A 20517-nucleotide genomic window follows, 5' to 3' on the forward strand; every position below is an offset into this window, starting at 1 on the left:
TAGAGCTTTTGTTGGGTGGTGATAAAAGAATTATCCGTTTGTTAACCGTTAAAAACGGATAATTTTTTATCCGTAAAAAAAGCCATACTAAAATAGATGGCTTTTATATTTTGTAGAGAATCAAATTAAGAAATTACTTTGGTATTCACTAAATTATGTTCCATTAAATACTCAGCAATTTGTATGGTATTTGTGGCTGCCCCTTTACGTAAATTGTCAGAGACAATCCACATGTTTAAGGTATTGCGTTGTGATAAATCCCTACGAATTCTACCTACAAAGACATCATCTTTACCATGAGCATAAATAGGCATAGGGTAGGTGTTGGTGTCTAAATTGTCCTGTACGGTAACTCCCGGGGTTTCACTCAATAATTTTCTGATTTCCGAGACATCAAATTCGTTTTCAAATTCAATATTTACACATTCGCTATGGCCACCAACAACGGGAATTCTAACAGCAGTTGCGGTAACCGCAATAGTTTTATCATCTAAAATTTTTTGAGTTTCGCGTACCAATTTCATTTCTTCTTTGGTATAGCCATTATCTTCAAAAACATCGCAATGTGGTATGGCATTTTTATGGATAGGGTAGTGGTAGGCCATTTCGCCTTTGTCGCCTTTGTATTCATTTTCTAATTGCTGAACTGCTTTAACTCCAGTACCTGTAATGGATTGATAGGTAGAAATTACCAGTCGTTTAATCTGATATTTTTTATGTAACGGAGCCAATGCCACTACCATTTGAATGGTTGAACAATTAGGGTTGGCAATAATTTTATCATCGTCAGTTAGTGTGTCAGCATTAATTTCAGGTACAATTAGTTTTTTTGTAGCATCCATTCGCCATGCAGAGGAATTATCAACCACGGTTGTACCCACTGCTGCAAATTTTGGTGCCCATTCTAAAGAGGTACTTCCCCCTGCAGAAAATAAAGCAATATCTGGTTGAAGATTTACCGCATCTTGTAAGCTAACAATGGTATATTCCTTCCCTTTATATTCAATCTTTTTACCTACTGACCTTTCAGAAGCAACTGGAATTAATTCCGTCAACGGAAAATTCCGTTCTTCTAATGATTTAAGCATTACGTTACCTACCATTCCGGTAGCACCAACAACTGCAATTCTCATAATTTGTTTAAATTTAGAAAGCAAAGGTCTTAAAAAGTTCGATAGCTTAAAAAATTTTTTACTGTAAAGTTCAATTTTTATCAAAATCGATTAAAATGTTGAAATTTCTTCCAAAAAACACCTAAAACATTTACTTTTGCATATCATACCATTTCTGTTTTGAAATTACAGTAAAAGAAAATGAGTTTTTTTTCTTTATACAAAATAGAAAAATTAAGCATAGCTGCGGTTACGGTTTCTTTTTATGTTGAAGTAGAAAGGAAAAAAGGACGTTTTATTACGGTCATTTCAGTGCGGAAATGGTATTAATATTGAATTTTCTTTAACATTTAAAATTAGTATAGCATGCAACTGTACAATACATTAAGTGCCAAAGAAAGAGCAGCGTTAATTGAGCAAACTGGTAAGCAACGATTAACCTTGTCTTTCTACGCCTATTCCAAGATTGGAAACCCTACCTTATTTAGAAACCATTTATTCGTGCTTTGGAATGAGCAAGATGTTCTCGGTCGCATTTATGTTGCCCATGAAGGGATTAATGCCCAATTATCTGTACCCGCCGATAACTTTAACGACTTTAAAACAAAGTTGGATGCTATCCCTTTTTTAGAAAATGTGCGATTAAATATTGCCGTTGAACAGGATAACAAATCGTTTTTAAAGTTAAAAGTAAAAGTACGAGATAAGATTGTGGCGGACGGATTAAATGATGCCACTTTTGATGTTACTGATATAGGTGTGCATTTAAAGGCCAAGGAATTTAATGAGTTGTTGGTAGATCCAAATACTGTTTGTGTGGATATGCGGAATCATTACGAAAGTGAAATTGGTCATTTTGAAGGTGCGGTTACGCCTGATGTAGATACGTTTAGAGATTCTCTGGATATCATTGAGGAAGATTTAAAAGAGCACAAAGAAGACAAAAACCTCTTGATGTATTGCACAGGTGGAATTCGATGTGAAAAAGCGAGTGCCTATTATAAACACAAAGGTTTTAAAAATGTTTTTCAATTAGAGGGTGGTATTATTGAATACATCCGTCAAGTGAAAGAAGAAAAATTGGAAAACAAGTTTATTGGTAAAAACTTTGTTTTTGATCACCGAAGGGCTGAAAAAATTTCTGATGATGTAATTGCAAATTGCCACCAGTGTGGAAATGCTTGTGATACGCACGTTAATTGTGAAAATGAAGCTTGCCATTTATTATTCATTCAATGTGATACGTGTAAAGAAAAAATGCAAGGCTGTTGTTCTGAACAATGTCAAGAAGTCTATAATTTACCTTTTGAAGAACAAAAAGCATTACGCAAAGGAACACATAACAGCAATAAGATATTTAAAAAAGGAAGGTCAGAAGTATTAAAGTTTAAGAAGTGAAATCAGTTGGTCAAAAATGTCTGTTCGAGCGGAGTCGAGAACTGGGTTTTTTATTTTAAAAATTGATATAGCCGATATGTTTAACCATGGAGAATAAATGTCAATATCCCAAAAATAGCAATTACAGCAATAATCGTAAGTCCTACAACCCAAACATTTTTATAATAGATTTTATGAAGTTTTAAGTCCTTTCTATAACTCCATACTATAAAAATGATAAAAGTAATAGCGAATAAAATTCCGAAAACAGCTTGACCTTTACTAAACATATTTCTCTTATATTTAACACCACAAAAATAGAACAATAATGCAAGATAAAATAAAAGCTGTACAAGAATTTCATGAAGCTTTTGGTTTGGGTGTAGAAGATAGGCCTGTTGCCAACTTATCCCCTCAAAAAATTAAATTACGCTTCAATCTAATGGACGAAGAGAATAAGGAATATTTAGACGCAGCTCAGAGTGATGATTTGGTTGAAGTTGCAGATGCCTTGGGCGATATGTTGTATATACTTTGTGGAACAATCATAGAACACGGTATGCAACATAAAATTGAAGAAGTTTTTAATGAAATTCAACGTAGCAATATGAGTAAATTAGGCGAAGACGGTAAACCTATTTATCGTGAAGATGGAAAGGTGCTAAAAGGCCCTAACTATTTTAAACCGAATATTGCTGAGATATTAGATAAATAAAAAAAGGCTTCAAAAGAAGCCTTTTTTAGTTCTATTTTACTAAATACCTCCAACCAAATTTATCTTCGGATCGGTTGTATTGAATATCTGTTATATGTTTTTTAAATTGTGATGCGTAACTGTTTTCAATTTCAGGTAATTTATAATCATTACCTCTATGGCCAAACAAAGTAATTGGTGAAATTACTGCAGCCGTTCCTGCTCCGAACATTTCTTTTAATGTTCCATTTTTAGAAGCTTCAACTAATTCAGAAACCGTAAATTTACGTACTTGAAAAGGTATGCCTTCGTCTTTAGCTATTTCTAAAATGCTTTTTCTGGTTACACCGTCTAAAATTCTATCACTTGTTGGGCTAGTTATTAAAGTATCACCAATTCTTACAAAGATATTCATAGCACCAGCTTCTTCTATAAACTCGTGGGTATTGTCATCGGTCCAGATTACTTGGTGATATCCTTTTTTAACTGCTAATTGAGTAGGGTAAAACTGTCCGGCATAATTACCTCCAGCTTTAGCAAAACCTACACCACCGTTTGCCGAACGTGAATATTTTTCTTCAATTAATACTTTTACGTTCCCTGCAAAATAAGGGCCTGAAGGGGCACAGGCAATAATAAATTTATATTCATCAGCTGGCGAGGCGTGAAATCCTTTACCACTGGCAAAAACAAAAGGTCGCACATATAAAGAACTACCAGGTGTTTGTGGAATCCACTCTTTTTCAATTTTTAATAAGGTTTTCAAACCTTCCATAAAATAATTTTCAGGAAAAGCGGGCATAGCCAATCGCTCAGCAGAAATATTAATCCGTTTTTGATTTTCTAAAGGTCTAAACAACCAAATTTGATCTTGCTCATCCTTATAGGCTTTCATACCTTCAAAAACCGATTGTCCGTAATGAAAAATTTTAGCGGCAGGGTCTAAACTTATATTCTGATAAGGTATAATTTGAGGTGTTTGCCATTCACCATCTTTATAATCGCAAACAAACATATGGTCAGAAAAAGTTTGACCAAAAGGCAGGTTGTTAAAATCAACCTGAGGAAGTTTGGAATTTTGAGTTTTTTCTATGTTGATATTTACAGAAGTTGCTGTACTCATAACGCTTAAAATTAGTCAACAAAAATAGTCAATCTTGTAGTATTTTAAGTTTAAAACTTTATTTTTGTGTAAAAATTATACAATTATGCGAAAATTAATATGGTTTGCCTGTTTTTTGGCATTTATAGCCTGTAAAGAAGAGAAAAAAGAAAGTGCAGTTAAAGAGGAAACTAAAATAGCTTATGCGTCTTTTGGTGATAAAATCACTGATGAAAATGTAATTTCAAAAAAAGAAATGGCTAAGAAATTTGAAAGTTTAAAATCTGGCGATACTATTGCCGTAAAATTTGCATCTAATATTAACGAAGTTTGTAAAGCTAAAGGATGTTGGATGAAATTGGATTTAGGTGATGAAAAAGAATCTATGGTTCGTTTTAAAGACTATGGCTTTTTTGTGCCTTTAGATGCAGACAATAAAGAGGTAATAGTAAACGGTAAGGCTTTTGTTACTGAAACCTCAGTTAAAGAATTACAGCATTATGCTAAAGATGCTGGTAAAAGCGAAGAAGAAATAGCTAAAATTACAGAACCAAAATTTACCTATGCTTTTGAAGCTGATGGTGTTTTATTGAAAAAATAATGTACAAATGGTTATGCTTTTTGTTTGTTGTCATACTCTTGACAGCATGCAACAATTCTGCTAAAAAGGAAAAAGTTGAGGAAGAAATGCAGATGTACAAACCTTCTGAAATGGCGTTGCTAATGCGACGGATGTATGAATTCAATAAACGTACCAAAACTCAAATAATTAATAAAGATAGCTTGTCTTCGTTTCCTGAAGAATTTATAAATATTCACAAAGCCATAATGACAGATCCGGACGAACGTGATGCCGAATTTGATAGCTTAGCTGTTGAGTTTATAAAGTATCAAAAAGCAACATTCTCTACTAGATCAGATTCTACAGCCTTCTATTTTAATCAATCGGTAAATAGCTGTGTTGCTTGCCATGAAACTAGGTGTGCCGGGCCAATCCCTAAGATTAAAAAACTCATGATCAATTAAATTGAAACGAGAAATAATGATGACTTCAGATGGTTCTACAACCATCCATTTACCGGATTGGAATGAGCAATATCATTCCAAGCACGGTGCTATACAAGAAGCTTATCATGTGTTTATTGATAAAGGATTAAATGAGTTTAAATCAGATAAGAGTTTGTCTATTTTAGAAGTAGGTTTTGGTACTGGGCTAAATGCATTTATTACTTATTTAGAATCAAAAAGATCAAGTAAAATCATCAATTATACAGGTGTTGAAGCTTATCCCATTGAAAATGATGAGGTTTTTAAACTAAATTATGTTTCTCAATTAAAAGTTGAAAATGAAAAACCAGTTTTTGATAAAATACACAATATTTCTTGGGGTATAAAGCATCAGATTTCAAATAACTTCTTTTTAACCAAAAGGCAAGAGTTTTTTGATGAAATTGATGAGGTAAACCAGTTTAATTTAATATTTTTTGATGCTTTTGGAGCTAGGGTACAGCCTGAATTGTGGACAGTTAAAATCTTTAAAAAAATGTATAATGCCTTAAAGGTAAACGGAATTTTAGTAACTTACTCTGCTAAAGGAAGTGTAAGAAGAGCAATGGAAGAGGTTGGTTTTATTGTAGAAAAATTACCTGGCCCGCCCGGAAAACGAGAAATGTTGAGAGCAATTAAAAAATAACAAAGTGTATTAGTAACAATGGATTTTATTTTTGGAGTACTTGTCGGAATATTAGTATTAGGAATAATAGTTTTATTATTCAGTAAACGGTTTTTTAAAAATAAATCTGAAGAGCAGTCAGTGGTTCTGTTAGAGAAAATAAGGAATGTATCCAAAATGATTACTGTTGAAGGTGATTTTTCAGAAATTATGCATTTTGAAGATGTAAAAGGTGTGCTGTTAAATTTAGTTAGTAGTAAAAAAAAGGCCATTGTTCTTGCTAATGCCAAGGTTTTAATTGGTTTTGATATGAAAAAAATCAGATTGCAATCAAGACCAGAAAATAAAAAACTCATTTTAGAACATTTCCCAGAACCAGAAATATTAAGCATTGAAACTGATATTCAATATTACGATGTAAAGCATGGCTATTTTAATAAATTCGCTGCTTCAGATTTAAGCAATCTGAATAAAAAAGTAAGAGCAAATATTGAAGATAAAATCCCTGAAAGTGAACTTTTGATTTCAGCAACATCAAAAGCCTTAGAAACTGTTAAAATTATTGAGCAAATGGTCAGTACTTTTGGCTGGAAATTAGATTATAATGGTTTAGAATTTGATGAAAAACGTAAAATAGAAGGAAAATTATAAAAGATTTGTGGAAAAAATATACTATTTAAGTCTTTTAAAATAAGGATATTAAAACAATTTTAGCTATATTTCAATAAAACCTAAGGTTCATATATAAGGTGTTAAATATTATTTGTTAAATTTGTTTTTTAGAATCTGTGACTTTTTTAGAAATAATCCCCTAAAAATCCAGAAAATATAATTGTGGAATTATATAACTCACTTTCAAGAAATAAGAAGATATGAAAAAAATAATTACGCTAAGTTTTTTGTTGTGTACTTTTTTAATGGCTGCACAATCAACACCTGGAAAGCACAGTATTAGATTGTTAAAGGTCAATACAAAAAATTCAGATTTTGGTCTCAATTTTTACGGTAAAGATCAGGTTATATTCGCATCTCCTACTGAAAGAGTTGCCATAGTTAGAAGAAATTGGGATGGTAACGACCAACCTTTTTTAGATTTGTTTATTGGTGATATTGACAGCACTGGACAAATTATTAACAAAAAGAGCTTGAGCGGAGAGGTCAACAGAAAATACCATGAAGCAAGTGTAACTTTTACCAAAGACCTAAAAACCGTATATTTTTCGGGTAATAACTATGATGCTAAAGGCAAGGCTATAAAAGGAAGCAATGGATTGAGTAACATTCAGTTATATGTTGCAGATGTTGAGAGTGAAAGCGTGTGGACCAACGTAAGAAAATTAGAATTTAACAGTGACGATTATTCTACAGGATTGCCAACATTGAATAGAGATGAAAAGAAATTGTACTTTGTGTCAGACATGCCAGGTACCTATGGAAAAACCGACATCTGGGTAGTTGATATTCTACCTGATGGGAAGTATAGTGAACCCAAAAACTTAGGGAGTAAAATCAATACTGAAGAACGTGAAATGTTTCCGCATATTGATGATGATAATGTTTTAATTTTCTCATCAAACGGCCATGCTGGCTTTGGTAATTTAGATTTGTTTGCCAGTAAGATTTATGATAATACGGAATCAACCCCTATAAATTTAGGAGAACCTTTAAACAGCCCTAAAGACGATTTTGCCTATATATTAAGAGATGATGTGCAGGGATATTTTTCTTCAAATAGAAAAGAAGGTAAAGGAGATGATGACATCTATTCTTTTAAAGTAGATGAAAAAATATACATAGAGTGCTTACAGACGGTTAGAGGTGTTGTAAGAGATAAAGATACAAAAGAGTTGTTACCTGGTGCTTTAGTTGCTATTTTGGATAGTGATGGTAATCAGTTACAAATGACTGCAGCCACTGAAGAAACTGCTGAGTATACTTTTGATGTACCTTGTGATAGTGATTATACAATAGTTGCAACTAATGATGGTTATTTAAGGTTAGAGCAAGAAGTTACCACGGTTAACGATTTAGATGCTCCGGCAATTGTTCAGAATTTAGACATGGAAGCTGAATTTAAACTGATTGGAGATGAAGTATTGGTTAATATTAATGTAATCTATTTCGATTTTGATAAACATAATATTCGTCCAGATGCTGCTGAAGAATTGGATAAAGTTGTTGAGGTATTGAATAAATATCCTGATCTAAAAATTCATTCTGCTTCACATACTGACTCTAGAGGTCCAGATAAGTATAACCAAAAATTATCTGAGCGTAGAGCAAAATCTACCGTTGAGTATATGATTGAAAAAGGAATAGATCCAAGTAGGCTTACTAGTGAAGGTTTAGGAGAAGCTAAACTAGTAAACAAATGTTCTAATGGTGTAAAATGTACAAAAGAGGAACACCAACTTAATAGACGTACTGAATTTTCTGTTGTAAAAGAAGAATAGAATAGAAATAAATATAACTTAAAAAACCATCCTAAATAGAGGATGGTTTTTTTATGAAAAAAATTGTACCTTTCTATTCTTTTTAAACCCCATATTTCTAATCAATGAATTTAAAGTTTATTACTACTCTTTTATTGCTGACTCTATTTCTGAACGGTACCTCTCAAAAAAATCCTTTAAAAGATTACAAACAGTCTATTTCAGGTTCAGAATTGTCGATTGATATGGTTGCTATCCCTAGTGGTGAATTTAAAATGGGTAGTTCAATAAATGAAGATGAAAAACCTAAACATACCGTAAAAGTCAATTCGTTTTGGATGGCTAAATATGAAATTACTTGGGATGTGTATTATCTTTATCTAAATAGGGAAATAGATAATGTAAAGAATACTAATCCCAAAAGGGAAATCAATACCGATATTGATGCCATTTCTGGAGCAACTGTACCTTACATAGATATGAGTTTGGGTATGGGTACCAATGGTTATCCAGTTGCTAATGTTACCCATTTGGCAGCTTCAAAATTTTGTGAATGGCTTTCAGCCAAAACAGGCTTTTTTTATAGATTACCTACCGAGGCGGAATGGGAATATGCGTGTAGGGCAGGTACAGAAACCAAATATTATTTTGGTGATGATGTTTCTAAATTAGGTGAATACGCATGGTATGAAGTAAATAGTAAGGGCAGGTATCAAAAGGGAGGTCAAAAGAAACCGAACCCTTTTGGTTTGTATGATATGCACGGTAATATGGCAGAACTTACTTTAGATCAATATAACCCTGATGCCTATAAAAAATATAATAAAAAGGTAGCCAATAACCCATTAGAAGTTCCAACTAAAGAATATCCACATTCAGTTCGAGGTGGCTCATGGGATGATGATAGCGATATGTTACGTAGTGCGTCAAGATATAAGTCAAACCCTAATTGGAAAAAAAGGGATCCGCAATTGCCTAAAAGTAAATGGTGGCATACCGATGCTCCGTTTTTAGGTTTTAGAATTGTTAGAGTAAAATCTCCAAGCGAAAAAGAGTATGAAAAGTATTGGGGAAAAGCTATTCCAAGAAAAAAATAATAACCAAACACAAAAATATTTTTAAAATGAAAAACCCTAAAAAAACCTCTAAAATTTTAAAGTCTAGAAGAAACTTTGTTAAAAATTCGGCTCTACTGACTGGAGCTATTATGTTACCTACTATGCCTTTAAGTTCAATGGTAAATGTACACAATGATAAAAAATTGAAAATTGCATTAATTGGCTGTGGCGGTAGAGGTACGGGAGCGGCAAATCAAGCTTTAAATGCCGATGAAAATGTGGAGTTGATTGCTATGGCAGATGCTTTTGAAGATCGATTAAAATCAAGTTTGGGTCATCTGACGGAAGCATTTCAGGGTACAAAAAAAGTAAATGTTAAAGAGAAAAATCAATTTATAGGTTTTGATGCCGCTCAGAAAGCGATGGATTTGGCAGATGTAGTTATCTTAACTACACCACCTGGATTCAGACCACAACATTTTGAGTATGCGGTAAAAACGGGTAAGCATATTTTTATGGAAAAACCTGTTGCTACGGATGTGCCTGGTGTCAGAAAAGTGTTGGCTGCAGCTAAATTGGCTAAAGAGAAAAAATTGAATGTAGTGGTTGGTCTTCAACGTCATTATCAAAAACAATATATAGAATTATTGAATCAAATTAAAGCAGATAAAATCGGAAAAATAGTTTCAGGACAAGTGTATTGGAATAGTAATGGGGTTTGGGTAAAAGAAAGACAACCAAGCCAAAGTGAATTAGAGTATCAAATGCGTAATTGGTATTATTTTAATTGGTTATGTGGGGATCATATTTTAGAGCAGCACATTCATAATATTGATGTTGCCAATTGGTTTTTAGATGAATATCCTGTTTCTGCACAAGGAATGGGAGGAAGACAAGTTAGAACAGGAAAAGAATATGGTGAAATTTTCGACCATCATTTTGTGGAATATACTTATCCTAGCGGAGCTGTAATTTCTAGTCAATGTCGTCACCAAAAGGGAACAATGAACAAAGTAACCGAAGTTTTTCAAGGGACAAAAGGTATTGCTTTGACTAATGAAGCGGGCTCAGCTTATTTAAAGGATTTTGAAGGGAACAACATCTATAAGCGAAAAGGTAAGGATGATCCAAATCCCTACCAAGTTGAGCATGATAAACTTTTTGCTTCAATTAGAAATAATGAGGTTATTAGTGATGCCGAGAACGGGGCTAAAAGTACCATGACAGCAATTATGGGACGCATGGCAACATATTCTGGTAAAATAATCAATTGGGATGAGGCTATAAAATCGGAATTGAAATTGGTACCTGATAATTTGGATTGGAATTCAACGCCACCAGTATTACCAAAAGAGGATGGTTCTTATGAAATACCGATGCCTGGTAAAACTATAGTAATGTAGTTTTATTTCTCATAAAATAAATACGAAAAGCATAAACCATAAAAATAAATCCGCAGAAAAGCAAACCTAATGCTTCTCTGCCTTCCTCTATGTTTTTATGGCTCATGTCATTGAAAGTTATGCCTTCAAAAGACTCGGGCCAATTTAATATAGCACCAATAACTGAGCACACTACTAATATGGAGGCTAGTAAAAAACTGAGCTTGTTGAATGCAAATAGTGATGAAATTAATGCCGCAACTAAATATATTACAACCCATAATATAGGGTCAGGATCATTTAATTGTAAATAGGCAGACCATAAAAATAATATTGTAAATATAATGCCTAAAGATTTAAAGAAGATACGCATTTGAAGATGATTTATCTTGTGCAAGATAAGAAAGATACCCTACTTTTGCATTAAAATAGATACTGATGCAATCCTTCGATGAATTTAAGATTTCCAAACAGTTAGGTTATGCTATTGACGATTTAGGGTTCACTACTCCTACACCCATTCAATCACAGGCATTTCCGGTAATTGCTTCAGGTAAAAATGTAGTTGGAATTGCCCAAACTGGCACAGGTAAGACCTTGGCCTATATGCTACCAATTTTACAACAGCTTAAATTTTCAGAAGAAAAACATCCACGCGTTTTAGTACTTGTGCCTACGCGTGAATTGGTGGTACAGGTTGCCGGCGAGATCAATAAATTTGGTAAATACCTTAATCACAGAATCATAGAAATATACGGAGGTACTAACATTAATACACAAAAAGCGATGTTAGAGCAAGGCTACGATATTGTAGTTGCTACTCCTGGGAGACTGTATGATTTGGTACTAAGCGGTGCATTACAATTAAAATCCGTTAAAAAATTAGTGATTGATGAGGTAGACGTAATGCTCGATCTTGGTTTCCGATTTCAGTTGACCAATATATTCGACTTATTACCAACCAATCGACAAAACATTATGTTTTCTGCAACAATGACAGATGATGTTGATGAATTAATTACTGAATTTTTCATTGCTCCTGCAAAAATTACGGTAGCATTAAGTGGTACTCCACTCGATAATATTTATCAGAGAAGTTATGCTGTTCCTAATTTTTATACAAAAGCAAATCTATTGATGTATTTATTGAATAATGTCATTATTTTTAAAAAGGTACTGGTATTTGTTTCCCATAAGAGAAATGCCGACCGCCTTTTTGAGACCATGGAAGAAACATATGGTTCAGATATGTGTATTATTCATTCTAATAAAACACAAAATTATAGAATGCGATCCATGAAGCAGTTTGACCAAGGAGTGAATAGGATTTTGGTAACAACTGATGTTATGGCTCGTGGTCTTGACTTAAATGAAATTTCTCATGTAATTAATTTTGATACGCCAAGATTTCCAGAAAATTATATGCACCGCATTGGTAGAACAGGGCGTGCAGAAAAGAAAGGTGAAAGTATTTTGTTTTTTACCGAAAAAGAATTGAAATTTAAAGAGAGCATTGAGGACTTAATGAAGATGGAAATTAGTCAACTACCATTTCCTGAAAACGTTGAAATTTCCAAAAGATTAATACCATCTGAGCAACCGAAAACAGAAGAATCGACTAATGCTCCTAAAAAACGGGACGAGAACCTTGGTTCGGGTTTTCATGAAAAATCTGAAAAAAATAAAAAGACAAATAAAGGCGGTTCATACCAATACAAGATTGCGGCAAAATACAAAAAACCAAAAGCCAGAGGCGATAAAAATTATAACAAGCGGAACAAAAGGAAGTAGGGGTAATGCACAGCTTGTTTAAAATAATTTTAATCTTATATTATTTTTCACCATTAACTATCTCCATTATTTTGGTAAAAATTTCAGTATTTTCATAAATACCAGAAAAGCTTTTTTCACCTGGACCATATACAAAAACGGGAATTAAAGTAGCAGAATGCCCACCAGTTGAAAAAGAACCTTTTATCTTATTATAGTTTCCGTTGTCAGACGCTAGGGTATAACCACCCGTTTCATGGTCGGCAGTTACAACAACTAAGGTATTACCGTCCGCTTCGGCAAAATCCAACACATTCCCAATAACTTTGTCAAAATCTAATACTTCTTTTTGAATATAGTCTTCATCATTTGCATGTCCTCCCCAATCTATTTGCGAACCTTCAATCATTAGGAAAAATCCATTTTTACCTTTGGCTTCATTATTATTTAAATAATTAATTCCTAATGTTGTAGCATCTAATAAAAAATCTCCTCTTCCTTCACTCATTTTCGGCATACCATCTTTTGCCAACAAAAATCCGTATTTTTTATTTTTTGATAACGTTTGATTTTTTTCAAGGTTCAAAGTATCTACTGTAAAACCATTTTTTGCAAATTCATTTTGGAGTGATATTCCATCTTTACGATGAAAGAACCACTTTTTGCCGCCTCCGGCAAAAAAATCAACTTCAGATCCAGGTAATTCACTCGCTATATCTTCGGCAAGGCCTCTAGATTTTACATGAGCAAAAAAACTTGCGGGCGTGGCATGTGTTATTGATGATGTAGAAATTACACCCGTTGCATATTCTTTTTCAGAAAGGTATTCTACAATATTTTTTACAGGTATGGTATCCATATTTACACCAATTGCACCATTATATGTTTTCTCACCAGCAGAAAATGCTGTTGCCCCAGAAGCAGAATCAGTAATGAGATGGCTGGCTGAAGATGTTTTTATGAGTCCAATAGTTGGAAAACGGCTAAAATTTGGCTCTGTTTTTTTTGTAAAGTAGCTACTGGAAACTTGTGATAAACCCATTCCGTCACCAATCATAAGAATAATATTCATCGGTTTATTTTCTTGAGGTGGTTTAACCTTATGGTTGTTAGTTACTTTTTTTGAAGTACAAGCGGTAATTATTAGAATCAGAGCTAACAGTGAGAGAAGTTTAATCTTCTTATGAGTTTTAGAGATATTAGTCATTTCTATAGGTATTAAAATTCAATTAAGCAATGATAACAAAATATATGCTAAATGTATTAATTTTAGGTAAAAATTAAATTTTTTTAGAATTAAGTACAAACGCTAAATGCATAAAATAAAAAAGCCATACTTAAAGTATGGCTTTCGTTTGCTCCCCCTCTTGGGCTCGAACCAAGGACCCTCTGATTAACAGTCAGATGCTCTAACCAACTGAGCTAAGGAGGAATTTAATATAAATATTTTTCCTTTAATTTATCAGCAATTTCTGGATATTTTTTAAGATTATGAATGTAAATTTTACTCTTCATATTTTTAATGTGTCTTTCTACTTTTATAGCTTGTGTTGTTATTTCACAATCTATTTTTAGAAAAAGTTTCCAATCACTTGCTTTAGATGTGTAAGAATTTTCATAAAATTTATTTTTATGCTCTTCAAGTCTCTTATTGAGATCTGAAGTTTCTCCTATATAAAACTTATCTAATTGTATAGAATAAATAATATAAACACATGGTTTCATTTCAATAAAACTATAAAGAACATAACTTCTTTGCTCTAACCTCCCGATAGCTATCGGGATGAGCTAAGGAGGAATATTAGATTTCTCTAAAAATTCAGTCTGCAAATATAAATGTTTTTCTATTTTTAGCAACATATAATTTAAAAATTTTCAGAATAAATTTTTAGCTCTATAACCATAACTTAAATTATTTTATAAGGTTAAAAATTGTATTTTTGTTATTCATATTTCGAAATTTTTAATTAATGGATAGGTTTTCGTTTTTAAATGCAGCTCACACAGGTTTTATTGAAGATTTGTATCATAAATACTTGTCAAATCCTGATTCGGTAGAACCCAGTTGGAGAAGCTTTTTTCAAGGTTACGATCTGGCCAATACCGATTACAGTTTAAATGGAGAAACTAGTGTGTCTGATGTTAAAGTGCCAGAACATGTATTTAAAGAATTTCGGGTTATAGAATTAATGAACGGTTATCGTTCCAGAGGTCATTTATTTACCAAAACAAACCCTGTTAGAGAACGTAGAAAGTACGAACCTACTCTGGCGATAGAAAATTTTGGATTGTCTGAAGATGATTTAGATACGGTTTTTGATGCAGGCGAAGTTTTAAATATAGGTAGCAAAAAGCTAAGAGACATTATAAAGCACTTAGAAGCAATTTACTGTGATTCTATTGGTGTTGAATATATGTATATCCGAAAGCCCGAAGTGATAAAGTGGTGGCAGGAAAAATTAAATAAAAATGACAACCACGCAAAATATGATGTTGAAAAGAAAAAATATATTCTTTCCAAATTAAATCAGGCGGTTACTTTTGAGCAATTTTTACAGACCAAATATGTAGGTCAAAAACGTTTTTCTCTCGAAGGGGGTGAAGCTCTTATCCCTGCTATTAGCAATATGCTTTATCAAGCAGTAAATAAGCATCAATTAGAAGAATGTGTGGTGGGTATGGCACATAGAGGGAGGCTAAATACATTGACCAATATTTTCAGAAAACCCGTTAGAGAATTGTTCAGTGAATTTGAAGGTAAAGATTTTGAAGATGATTCTATCGATGGCGATGTAAAATACCATATGGGTTTAACGTTGAACAAAACCTATCAAAATGGTAAGGGAATTAAGATGAACTTAGTGCCTAATCCTTCTCATTTAGAGACAGTTGATGCAGTTGCTGAAGGAATTACTAGAGCAAAAATAGACAGGAAATACAATGGTGATTCCTCAAAAATAGTACCCATTTTAATACATGGGGATGCTGCCATTGCAGGTCAAGGTATTGTTTATGAAGTGATACAGATGGCTAAATTGAATGGTTATAAAACGGGAGGCACAATTCATATCGTAGTTAATAATCAAATTGGTTTTACCACAAATTATCTGGATGCACGCTCTAGTACTTATTGTACTGATGTTGGTAAAGTAACATTGTCACCGGTATTGCATGTTAATGCTGATGATGCTGAAGCGGTTGTCCATGCAACAGAAATGGCATTAGAATTTAGAATGAAATTTCAACGTGATGTTTTTATTGACCTGTTAGGATATAGAAAATATGGACATAACGAAGGTGATGAACCACGTTTTACCCAACCAACATTATACAAAGCCATTGCTAAGCATAGTAACCCAAAAGATATTTATGTTTCTAGATTACTAGAAGAAAATGTTGTTGATGAGGCTTATGTAGAAAAGTTGAAGGACGACTATAAATCTATGTTAGAAAGGGAATATGAGAAATCAAAGAAAGACGAGTCTTCTGTTGTAAAGCCTTTTATGGAAAGTACTTGGCAAGGTTTTATACGTGCAGATGAGAAGGATATGCTAAAGACAATTAATACTGCTTATGCTGAAAAGAAATTAAAAGGAATTGCTGATGTAATTTCGCATGTGCCTGAAGGTGCTAACTTTGTTAGAAAAGCAGTACGAATTTTAAATGACAGAGCAAAAATGATTGATGCCGACAAGCTGGATTGGGGCTTAGCGGAGACATTAGCTTATGGCTCTCTTTTAGAAGAAGGATTTAATGTGCGGATTTCTGGTCAAGATGTAGAGCGAGGTACATTCAGTCATAGACATGCTATTTTGCGTGATGAAGTTACAGAAGAACGTATCAACTTGTTAAATAGTAATTCAAACAATAAAGGTGTTATGACCATTTATAATTCTTTGTTGTCTGAATATGGCGTTTTGGGTTTTGACTACGGTTACGCTATGGCTCATCCAAATACATTGACGATTTGGGAAGCACAGTTTGGCGATTTTAGTAATGGTGCCCAAATTATATTTGACCAATATATGTCCGCTGCCGAAGATAAATGGAAACTCCAAAACGGTATTGTGGTTTTATTGCCTCATGGTTATGAGGGTCAGGGTTCTGAGCATTCTTCTGCAAGAATAGAGCGTTATTTACAATTATGTGCCATGCACAATATGACTGTGACAAATTGTACAACACCTGCTAATTTCTATCATTTATTACGTCGTCAAATGAAAAGAAATTACAGAAAACCTTTAATAGTTTTTACGCCTAAAAGTTTGTTGCGTCATCCTAAAGCGGTATCTAACCTGAACGATTTGGCCAAAGGTGAATTTCAAACTGTGATTGACGATACTGTAACTAAGGACAAGGTAAAGAAATTAGTATTTTGTACCGGTAAAGTTTATTATGATTTATTGGCAGAACGTGAAGAATTAAAAAGAGAGGATGTCGCTCTAGTTCGAATAGAGCAATTATTTCCACTAGATTTAGAAAAAATACAGCGTATTATAAATCAGTATAAAAATGTAAAAAGATACGTTTGGGCTCAAGAAGAACCAGAAAATATGGGAGCTTGGAGTTATATGTTGCAACGCTTTACATTGGTGAAATTAGAAGTTGCTAGCAGACCGTTTTATGCCGTACCTGCCGCTGGTTCTAGTGCTAGGTTTAAGAGAAGGCAACAACGCGTATTGGATTTGGTTTTTGATAAAAAATAGATAATAATAAATAAATTCCACTAATTTTGATTGGAATTAGTCCCGATAGCTTTCGGGATTGAAATTTGATAATTTAGACAATTATGGTTTTAGAAATGAAAGTCCCTTCACCGGGCGAATCGATTACAGAAGTAGAAATTGCAACTTGGTTGGTTGAAGATGGTGATTATGTAGAAAAGGATCAAGCAATTGCTGAGGTCGATTCTGATAAAGCAACACTTGAGTTACCGGCTGAAGAAAGCGGCATAATAACACTAAAAGCAGAAGAAGGCGATGCTGTTGCCGTTGGTGCAGTTGTCTGTCATATTGATACCAGTGCAAAAAAACCGAGCGGTACAGGTTCAAAAAAGGAAGAAGCCAAAGAAACTCCCGCTAAAAAAGAAGAAAAACCAACTGAAACTAAAAAGCAAGAAACTTATGCAAGTGGAACAGCTTCTCCTGCAGCAAAAAAGATTTTAGCAGAAAAAGGTATTGATGCAAATACTATAAAGGGTACAGGTAAAGATGGTAGAATTACCAAAAACGATGCTGTAAATGCTACACCAAGTATGGGTACACCAACAACTGGAGGAGCAAGGGGTTCTGAGCGAAAAAAACTATCTATGCTTCGTAGAAAAGTTGCAGAGCGTTTGGTATCCGTTAAAAACGAAACCGCCATGCTCACTACTTTTAACGAGGTAGATATGCAACCGATATTCGATTTACGTAAGACTTATAAAGAAGATTTTAAAGCCAAACACGGTGTTGGTTTAGGTTTTATGAGTTTTTTCACTAAAGCTGTAGTACGAGCCTTACAAATGTATCCTGATGTAAATTCAATGATTGACGGAGATTTTAAAGTTTCCTATGATTTTCAAGATATATCTATTGCGGTTTCGGGTCCAAAAGGATTGATGGTTCCAGTAATCAGAAATGCAGAAAATCTAACTTTTAGGGGTGTTGAGGCTGAAGTTAAACGTTTGGCAATACGGGCTCGGGAAGGTGAAATTACTGTTGATGAAATGACAGGAGGTACGTTTACCATCACCAATGGCGGTGTATTTGGGTCAATGTTGTCTACTCCAATTATAAATCCACCACAGAGTGCTATTTTAGGGATGCACAATATTGTGGAACGTCCCGTAGCTATAAACGGAGCGGTTACCATAAGGCCTATTATGTACGTGGCATTATCATACGACCATAGAATTATTGATGGTAAAGAGTCAGTAGGGTTTTTAGTTGCGGTTAAAGAAGCATTAGAAAATCCTGAAGAGCTATTAATGGACAATAATGCTAAAAAAGCATTGGAAATGTAATTTTTTAAGATTTGGAAATTGAGTCCGAAATTCAATAGAATTTCGGGTTTTTTGCTTTTGTGTATTTAAACCTTTTCACTTCGGATTAGTCAAAATTGAAAATACGATTATGAAAAAAGTTTTACTTTACTTAGCGTTGTTGCTTTTTATTTTAGCATGTAATGCTGATAATGACACGATAGAAATACCAAAGGATAACGATTTAATTATTGGAGTAAATACACAAAGGGTATTTCAAACGAAATTTCATCCTGGGCTTTCAGAAGATCAAATCATTGATAGGGTAGCGAGTCTTATCAATCAGTTAAAATTCAATTCCATTCGTATTGGTGGTACAGCCTCTTTTGGTGGAACTTTTGATACTATTTACAAGGGTTTTGGATGGGCAAAATACAACCATATTGAGGAGGTGAGAAATGTGCATCCAAATGACTATTCAAAAAATGAACCTTTTAATTACAATGTTATCGCTTTAAAGATGGCTCAAAAAGCAAATGTTTCTGTTTGGATCGATTTGCATAGGTATATGACCGATGAAGATATTGATTACGCCATGCAGTTGGTTAAAGATTATGGAGTTACATTGGCCGGTGTAACGCGAGACAACGAACCATATGTGCCAGAAAGAGAAGAACATATGGAAGCCGCTTATCAAGAGTTTACGGATTCAAGATTTAGAAATTTTTCATGGCCGGCCATGTCAGTGATTGCTGAAGGACAGGGTAATGACAGAGCAAATAGGGAATCCAGATGTATAGCTTTAGTTAATCAATATAGAGCTAATGACGAGAGTATTGAGATCCATTCTTATGTACCTAGAGAATATACGGGCACCCCTAAACAATGGATTCAAGATATTATTAATGATACAAAACAAGCTTATAATGTTACAAACGATCAAATTATGTTAGGTGAATGGAGTGGAAAAAATCAAGAAAATTTCTCTGATGACGAAATTGAAAAGATTATTAGTGATTATTTGGAAGTTTTACAAAAAGAAAAAATAGCCAGTTATTATCAAGTATTGGGGACAGATTTTGATGAAGTGGGATTATATAATTTTGAAAAAGATTAATTTAATAGAGGAGCGTCTGTTTTTATGAATAGATAAGGAGAGTTAAGTTAAATTTTTAAAATTTTTATCAATATAATCAATAGCTTCTTGTTGTGTTAAAGCGGCAAAATTTTTATAACGTTTGTGCACATCAACAATTTCGTCTAATGCTTCATTTACCAATTCTTTATTTTTCCAAGTTTTTAAATGGTTAACCACAGTTGCTAAACAACCTTTTTTGTAGGCTATTTGACCCAAAACATGAATAAGTGTATTTCGAACCCTCGAAGTTTCGTCAAATTGTAATTTAGCTAACATTGGTAGTATATCCTGAGGGTATTTTCGTCCTCTTAATTCTATTCCATGACAAATTTCTCGTCTTATTTCTTTGTTTGGATGTTCAAGATAGTGGTTTGCCCAATTAAATACAGGTTTTGGGTTTATTTCTCCCATTTTTTTAACTGAACCAATAACGACATTTCTTACAGAATGATGTTCGTCAAACAAGCCAATATCAAAAAATGGTTGTACTTCTATAAAATGAAATTTTCCAATTTCTCCAGCAGCATTAATTGTAGTCTGTCTTATTTTTTCATTGTCCGATTTCAATAATTTTTCTAGAATATTTATTATGGTTGATCTAAGATTTCTGTTTGCATTATATACCTTTCCTATGGCTTGATAGGCAGTCTTTCTAATATAAGTATCCTCATCGGAAGCATGGTTAATAATTTGAGCTACATTATTACTAGAAATACCTTCAATAACTTGTTTATTGATTTTGTCAACCAATAGGGTACGTTCATCTTTTGATAAATCATAAAAGGCCATAAATTTTTAATTTTTTTCTTGTTATAAGA

At 33.4% G+C, this 20517-nt stretch carries 21 protein-coding genes and 1 tRNA gene; 14 read left to right on the forward strand and 8 right to left on the reverse strand.

Features of this window, described 5'->3' with window-relative positions:
• Nucleotides 1–125 precede the first annotated feature (125 nt).
• On the reverse strand, nucleotides 126–1133 hold the full coding sequence (locus tag U5A88_RS01835; RefSeq protein WP_354203338.1) for an aspartate-semialdehyde dehydrogenase: 1008 nt from the start codon (nucleotides 1131–1133) through the stop codon (nucleotides 126–128).
• Nucleotides 1134–1313: 180 nt separating this feature from the next.
• Here U5A88_RS01835 and U5A88_RS01840 point away from each other — a divergent pair, with 180 nt between their 5' ends.
• Nucleotides 1314–1442 (forward strand): hypothetical protein, encoded by a 129-nt coding sequence (locus tag U5A88_RS01840; protein ID WP_354203339.1) that lies wholly within the window; start codon nucleotides 1314–1316, stop codon nucleotides 1440–1442.
• 36 nt (nucleotides 1443–1478) lie between these two features.
• Nucleotides 1479–2510, forward strand: a complete 1032-nt coding sequence (gene trhO / locus U5A88_RS01845) for an oxygen-dependent tRNA uridine(34) hydroxylase TrhO (protein WP_354203340.1) — start codon at nucleotides 1479–1481, stop codon at nucleotides 2508–2510.
• An 80-nt stretch (nucleotides 2511–2590) separates the two neighbouring features.
• On the opposite strand, the gene U5A88_RS01850 is transcribed toward trhO, so the two are convergent.
• The gene (locus U5A88_RS01850; RefSeq protein ID WP_354203341.1) at nucleotides 2591–2779 is read right to left on the reverse strand and encodes a hypothetical protein; all 189 of its coding nucleotides are present in this window, start codon (nucleotides 2777–2779) and stop codon (nucleotides 2591–2593) included.
• 38 nt (nucleotides 2780–2817) lie between these two features.
• On the opposite strand from U5A88_RS01850, the gene U5A88_RS01855 reads away from it, so the two are divergent.
• Nucleotides 2818–3204, forward strand: coding sequence for a nucleoside triphosphate pyrophosphohydrolase family protein (locus U5A88_RS01855; protein ID WP_354203342.1), 387 nt, complete (start codon nucleotides 2818–2820; stop codon nucleotides 3202–3204).
• A gap of 31 nt (nucleotides 3205–3235) precedes the next feature.
• Here the strand turns inward: U5A88_RS01855 and U5A88_RS01860 are convergent, their stop codons facing one another.
• A complete protein-coding gene (locus tag U5A88_RS01860) occupies nucleotides 3236–4306 on the reverse strand; it encodes a branched-chain amino acid aminotransferase (RefSeq protein WP_354203343.1) in 1071 nt (356 codons plus the stop codon).
• Nucleotides 4307–4391: 85 nt separating this feature from the next.
• On the opposite strand from U5A88_RS01860, the gene U5A88_RS01865 reads away from it, so the two are divergent.
• The 7 genes from U5A88_RS01865 (at nucleotide 4392) to U5A88_RS01895 (ending at nucleotide 10850) form a co-directional block, all read left to right on the forward strand.
• Nucleotides 4392–4886, forward strand: coding sequence for a DUF4920 domain-containing protein (locus tag U5A88_RS01865; protein ID WP_354203344.1), 495 nt, complete (start codon nucleotides 4392–4394; stop codon nucleotides 4884–4886).
• The gene (locus U5A88_RS01870) at nucleotides 4886–5311 is read left to right on the forward strand and encodes a hypothetical protein (protein ID WP_354203345.1); all 426 of its coding nucleotides are present in this window, start codon (nucleotides 4886–4888) and stop codon (nucleotides 5309–5311) included. Before U5A88_RS01865 ends, U5A88_RS01870 begins: the two co-directional genes overlap by 1 nt.
• 1 nt (nucleotide 5312) lies before the next feature.
• A complete protein-coding gene (gene mnmD, locus U5A88_RS01875; protein WP_354203346.1) occupies nucleotides 5313–5978 on the forward strand; it encodes a tRNA (5-methylaminomethyl-2-thiouridine)(34)-methyltransferase MnmD in 666 nt (221 codons plus the stop codon).
• Between the two features lie 18 nt (nucleotides 5979–5996).
• Entirely contained in the window at nucleotides 5997–6608 is a 612-nt protein-coding gene (locus tag U5A88_RS01880) for a DUF4230 domain-containing protein (RefSeq protein ID WP_354203347.1), read from the forward strand.
• Nucleotides 6609–6829: 221 nt separating this feature from the next.
• Entirely contained in the window at nucleotides 6830–8410 is a 1581-nt protein-coding gene (locus tag U5A88_RS01885) for an OmpA family protein (RefSeq protein WP_354203348.1), read from the forward strand.
• 104 nt (nucleotides 8411–8514) lie between these two features.
• Nucleotides 8515–9486 (forward strand): formylglycine-generating enzyme family protein, encoded by a 972-nt coding sequence (locus U5A88_RS01890; protein ID WP_354203349.1) that lies wholly within the window; start codon nucleotides 8515–8517, stop codon nucleotides 9484–9486.
• Nucleotides 9487–9512: 26 nt separating this feature from the next.
• Nucleotides 9513–10850 carry a Gfo/Idh/MocA family protein gene (locus U5A88_RS01895; protein WP_354203350.1) on the forward strand — a complete coding sequence of 446 codons (1338 nt, stop codon included), beginning with the start codon at nucleotides 9513–9515 and terminating at the stop codon, nucleotides 10848–10850.
• On the opposite strand, the gene U5A88_RS01900 is transcribed toward U5A88_RS01895, so the two are convergent.
• A complete protein-coding gene (locus U5A88_RS01900; protein WP_354203351.1) occupies nucleotides 10837–11202 on the reverse strand; it encodes a transmembrane 220 family protein in 366 nt (121 codons plus the stop codon). The two genes, U5A88_RS01895 and U5A88_RS01900, sit on opposite strands and share 14 nt — an antisense overlap.
• Before the next feature lie 65 nt (nucleotides 11203–11267).
• On the opposite strand from U5A88_RS01900, the gene U5A88_RS01905 reads away from it, so the two are divergent.
• Nucleotides 11268–12620, forward strand: coding sequence for a DEAD/DEAH box helicase (locus U5A88_RS01905; protein WP_354203352.1), 1353 nt, complete (start codon nucleotides 11268–11270; stop codon nucleotides 12618–12620).
• A 40-nt stretch (nucleotides 12621–12660) separates the two neighbouring features.
• On the opposite strand, the gene U5A88_RS01910 is transcribed toward U5A88_RS01905, so the two are convergent.
• The 3 genes from U5A88_RS01910 to U5A88_RS01920 form a co-directional block, all read right to left on the reverse strand.
• Nucleotides 12661–13806 carry an alkaline phosphatase gene (locus U5A88_RS01910; RefSeq protein WP_354203353.1) on the reverse strand — a complete coding sequence of 382 codons (1146 nt, stop codon included), beginning with the start codon at nucleotides 13804–13806 and terminating at the stop codon, nucleotides 12661–12663.
• Nucleotides 13807–13957: 151 nt separating this feature from the next.
• Nucleotides 13958–14031, reverse strand: a tRNA-Asn gene (locus tag U5A88_RS01915).
• Between the two features lie 2 nt (nucleotides 14032–14033).
• Entirely contained in the window at nucleotides 14034–14324 is a 291-nt protein-coding gene (locus tag U5A88_RS01920) for a GIY-YIG nuclease family protein (RefSeq protein ID WP_354203354.1), read from the reverse strand.
• Between the two features lie 245 nt (nucleotides 14325–14569).
• On the opposite strand from U5A88_RS01920, the gene U5A88_RS01925 reads away from it, so the two are divergent.
• The 3 genes from U5A88_RS01925 (at nucleotide 14570) to U5A88_RS01935 (ending at nucleotide 19678) form a co-directional block, all read left to right on the forward strand.
• Nucleotides 14570–17305, forward strand: a complete 2736-nt coding sequence (locus tag U5A88_RS01925) for a 2-oxoglutarate dehydrogenase E1 component (protein ID WP_354203355.1) — start codon at nucleotides 14570–14572, stop codon at nucleotides 17303–17305.
• Nucleotides 17306–17388: 83 nt separating this feature from the next.
• The gene (gene odhB / locus U5A88_RS01930; protein WP_354203356.1) at nucleotides 17389–18603 is read left to right on the forward strand and encodes a 2-oxoglutarate dehydrogenase complex dihydrolipoyllysine-residue succinyltransferase; all 1215 of its coding nucleotides are present in this window, start codon (nucleotides 17389–17391) and stop codon (nucleotides 18601–18603) included.
• Nucleotides 18604–18712: 109 nt separating this feature from the next.
• Nucleotides 18713–19678 (forward strand): hypothetical protein, encoded by a 966-nt coding sequence (locus tag U5A88_RS01935; protein WP_354203357.1) that lies wholly within the window; start codon nucleotides 18713–18715, stop codon nucleotides 19676–19678.
• A 42-nt stretch (nucleotides 19679–19720) separates the two neighbouring features.
• On the opposite strand, the gene U5A88_RS01940 is transcribed toward U5A88_RS01935, so the two are convergent.
• Nucleotides 19721–20488 (reverse strand): HEAT repeat domain-containing protein, encoded by a 768-nt coding sequence (locus U5A88_RS01940; RefSeq protein ID WP_354203358.1) that lies wholly within the window; start codon nucleotides 20486–20488, stop codon nucleotides 19721–19723.
• Between the last annotated feature and the right edge of the window lie 29 nt (nucleotides 20489–20517).

The sequence above is a fragment of the Aureibaculum sp. 2308TA14-22 genome (genome assembly GCF_040538665.1).
In the GTDB taxonomy this organism is placed as follows: Bacteria; Bacteroidota; Bacteroidia; order Flavobacteriales; family Flavobacteriaceae; genus Aureibaculum.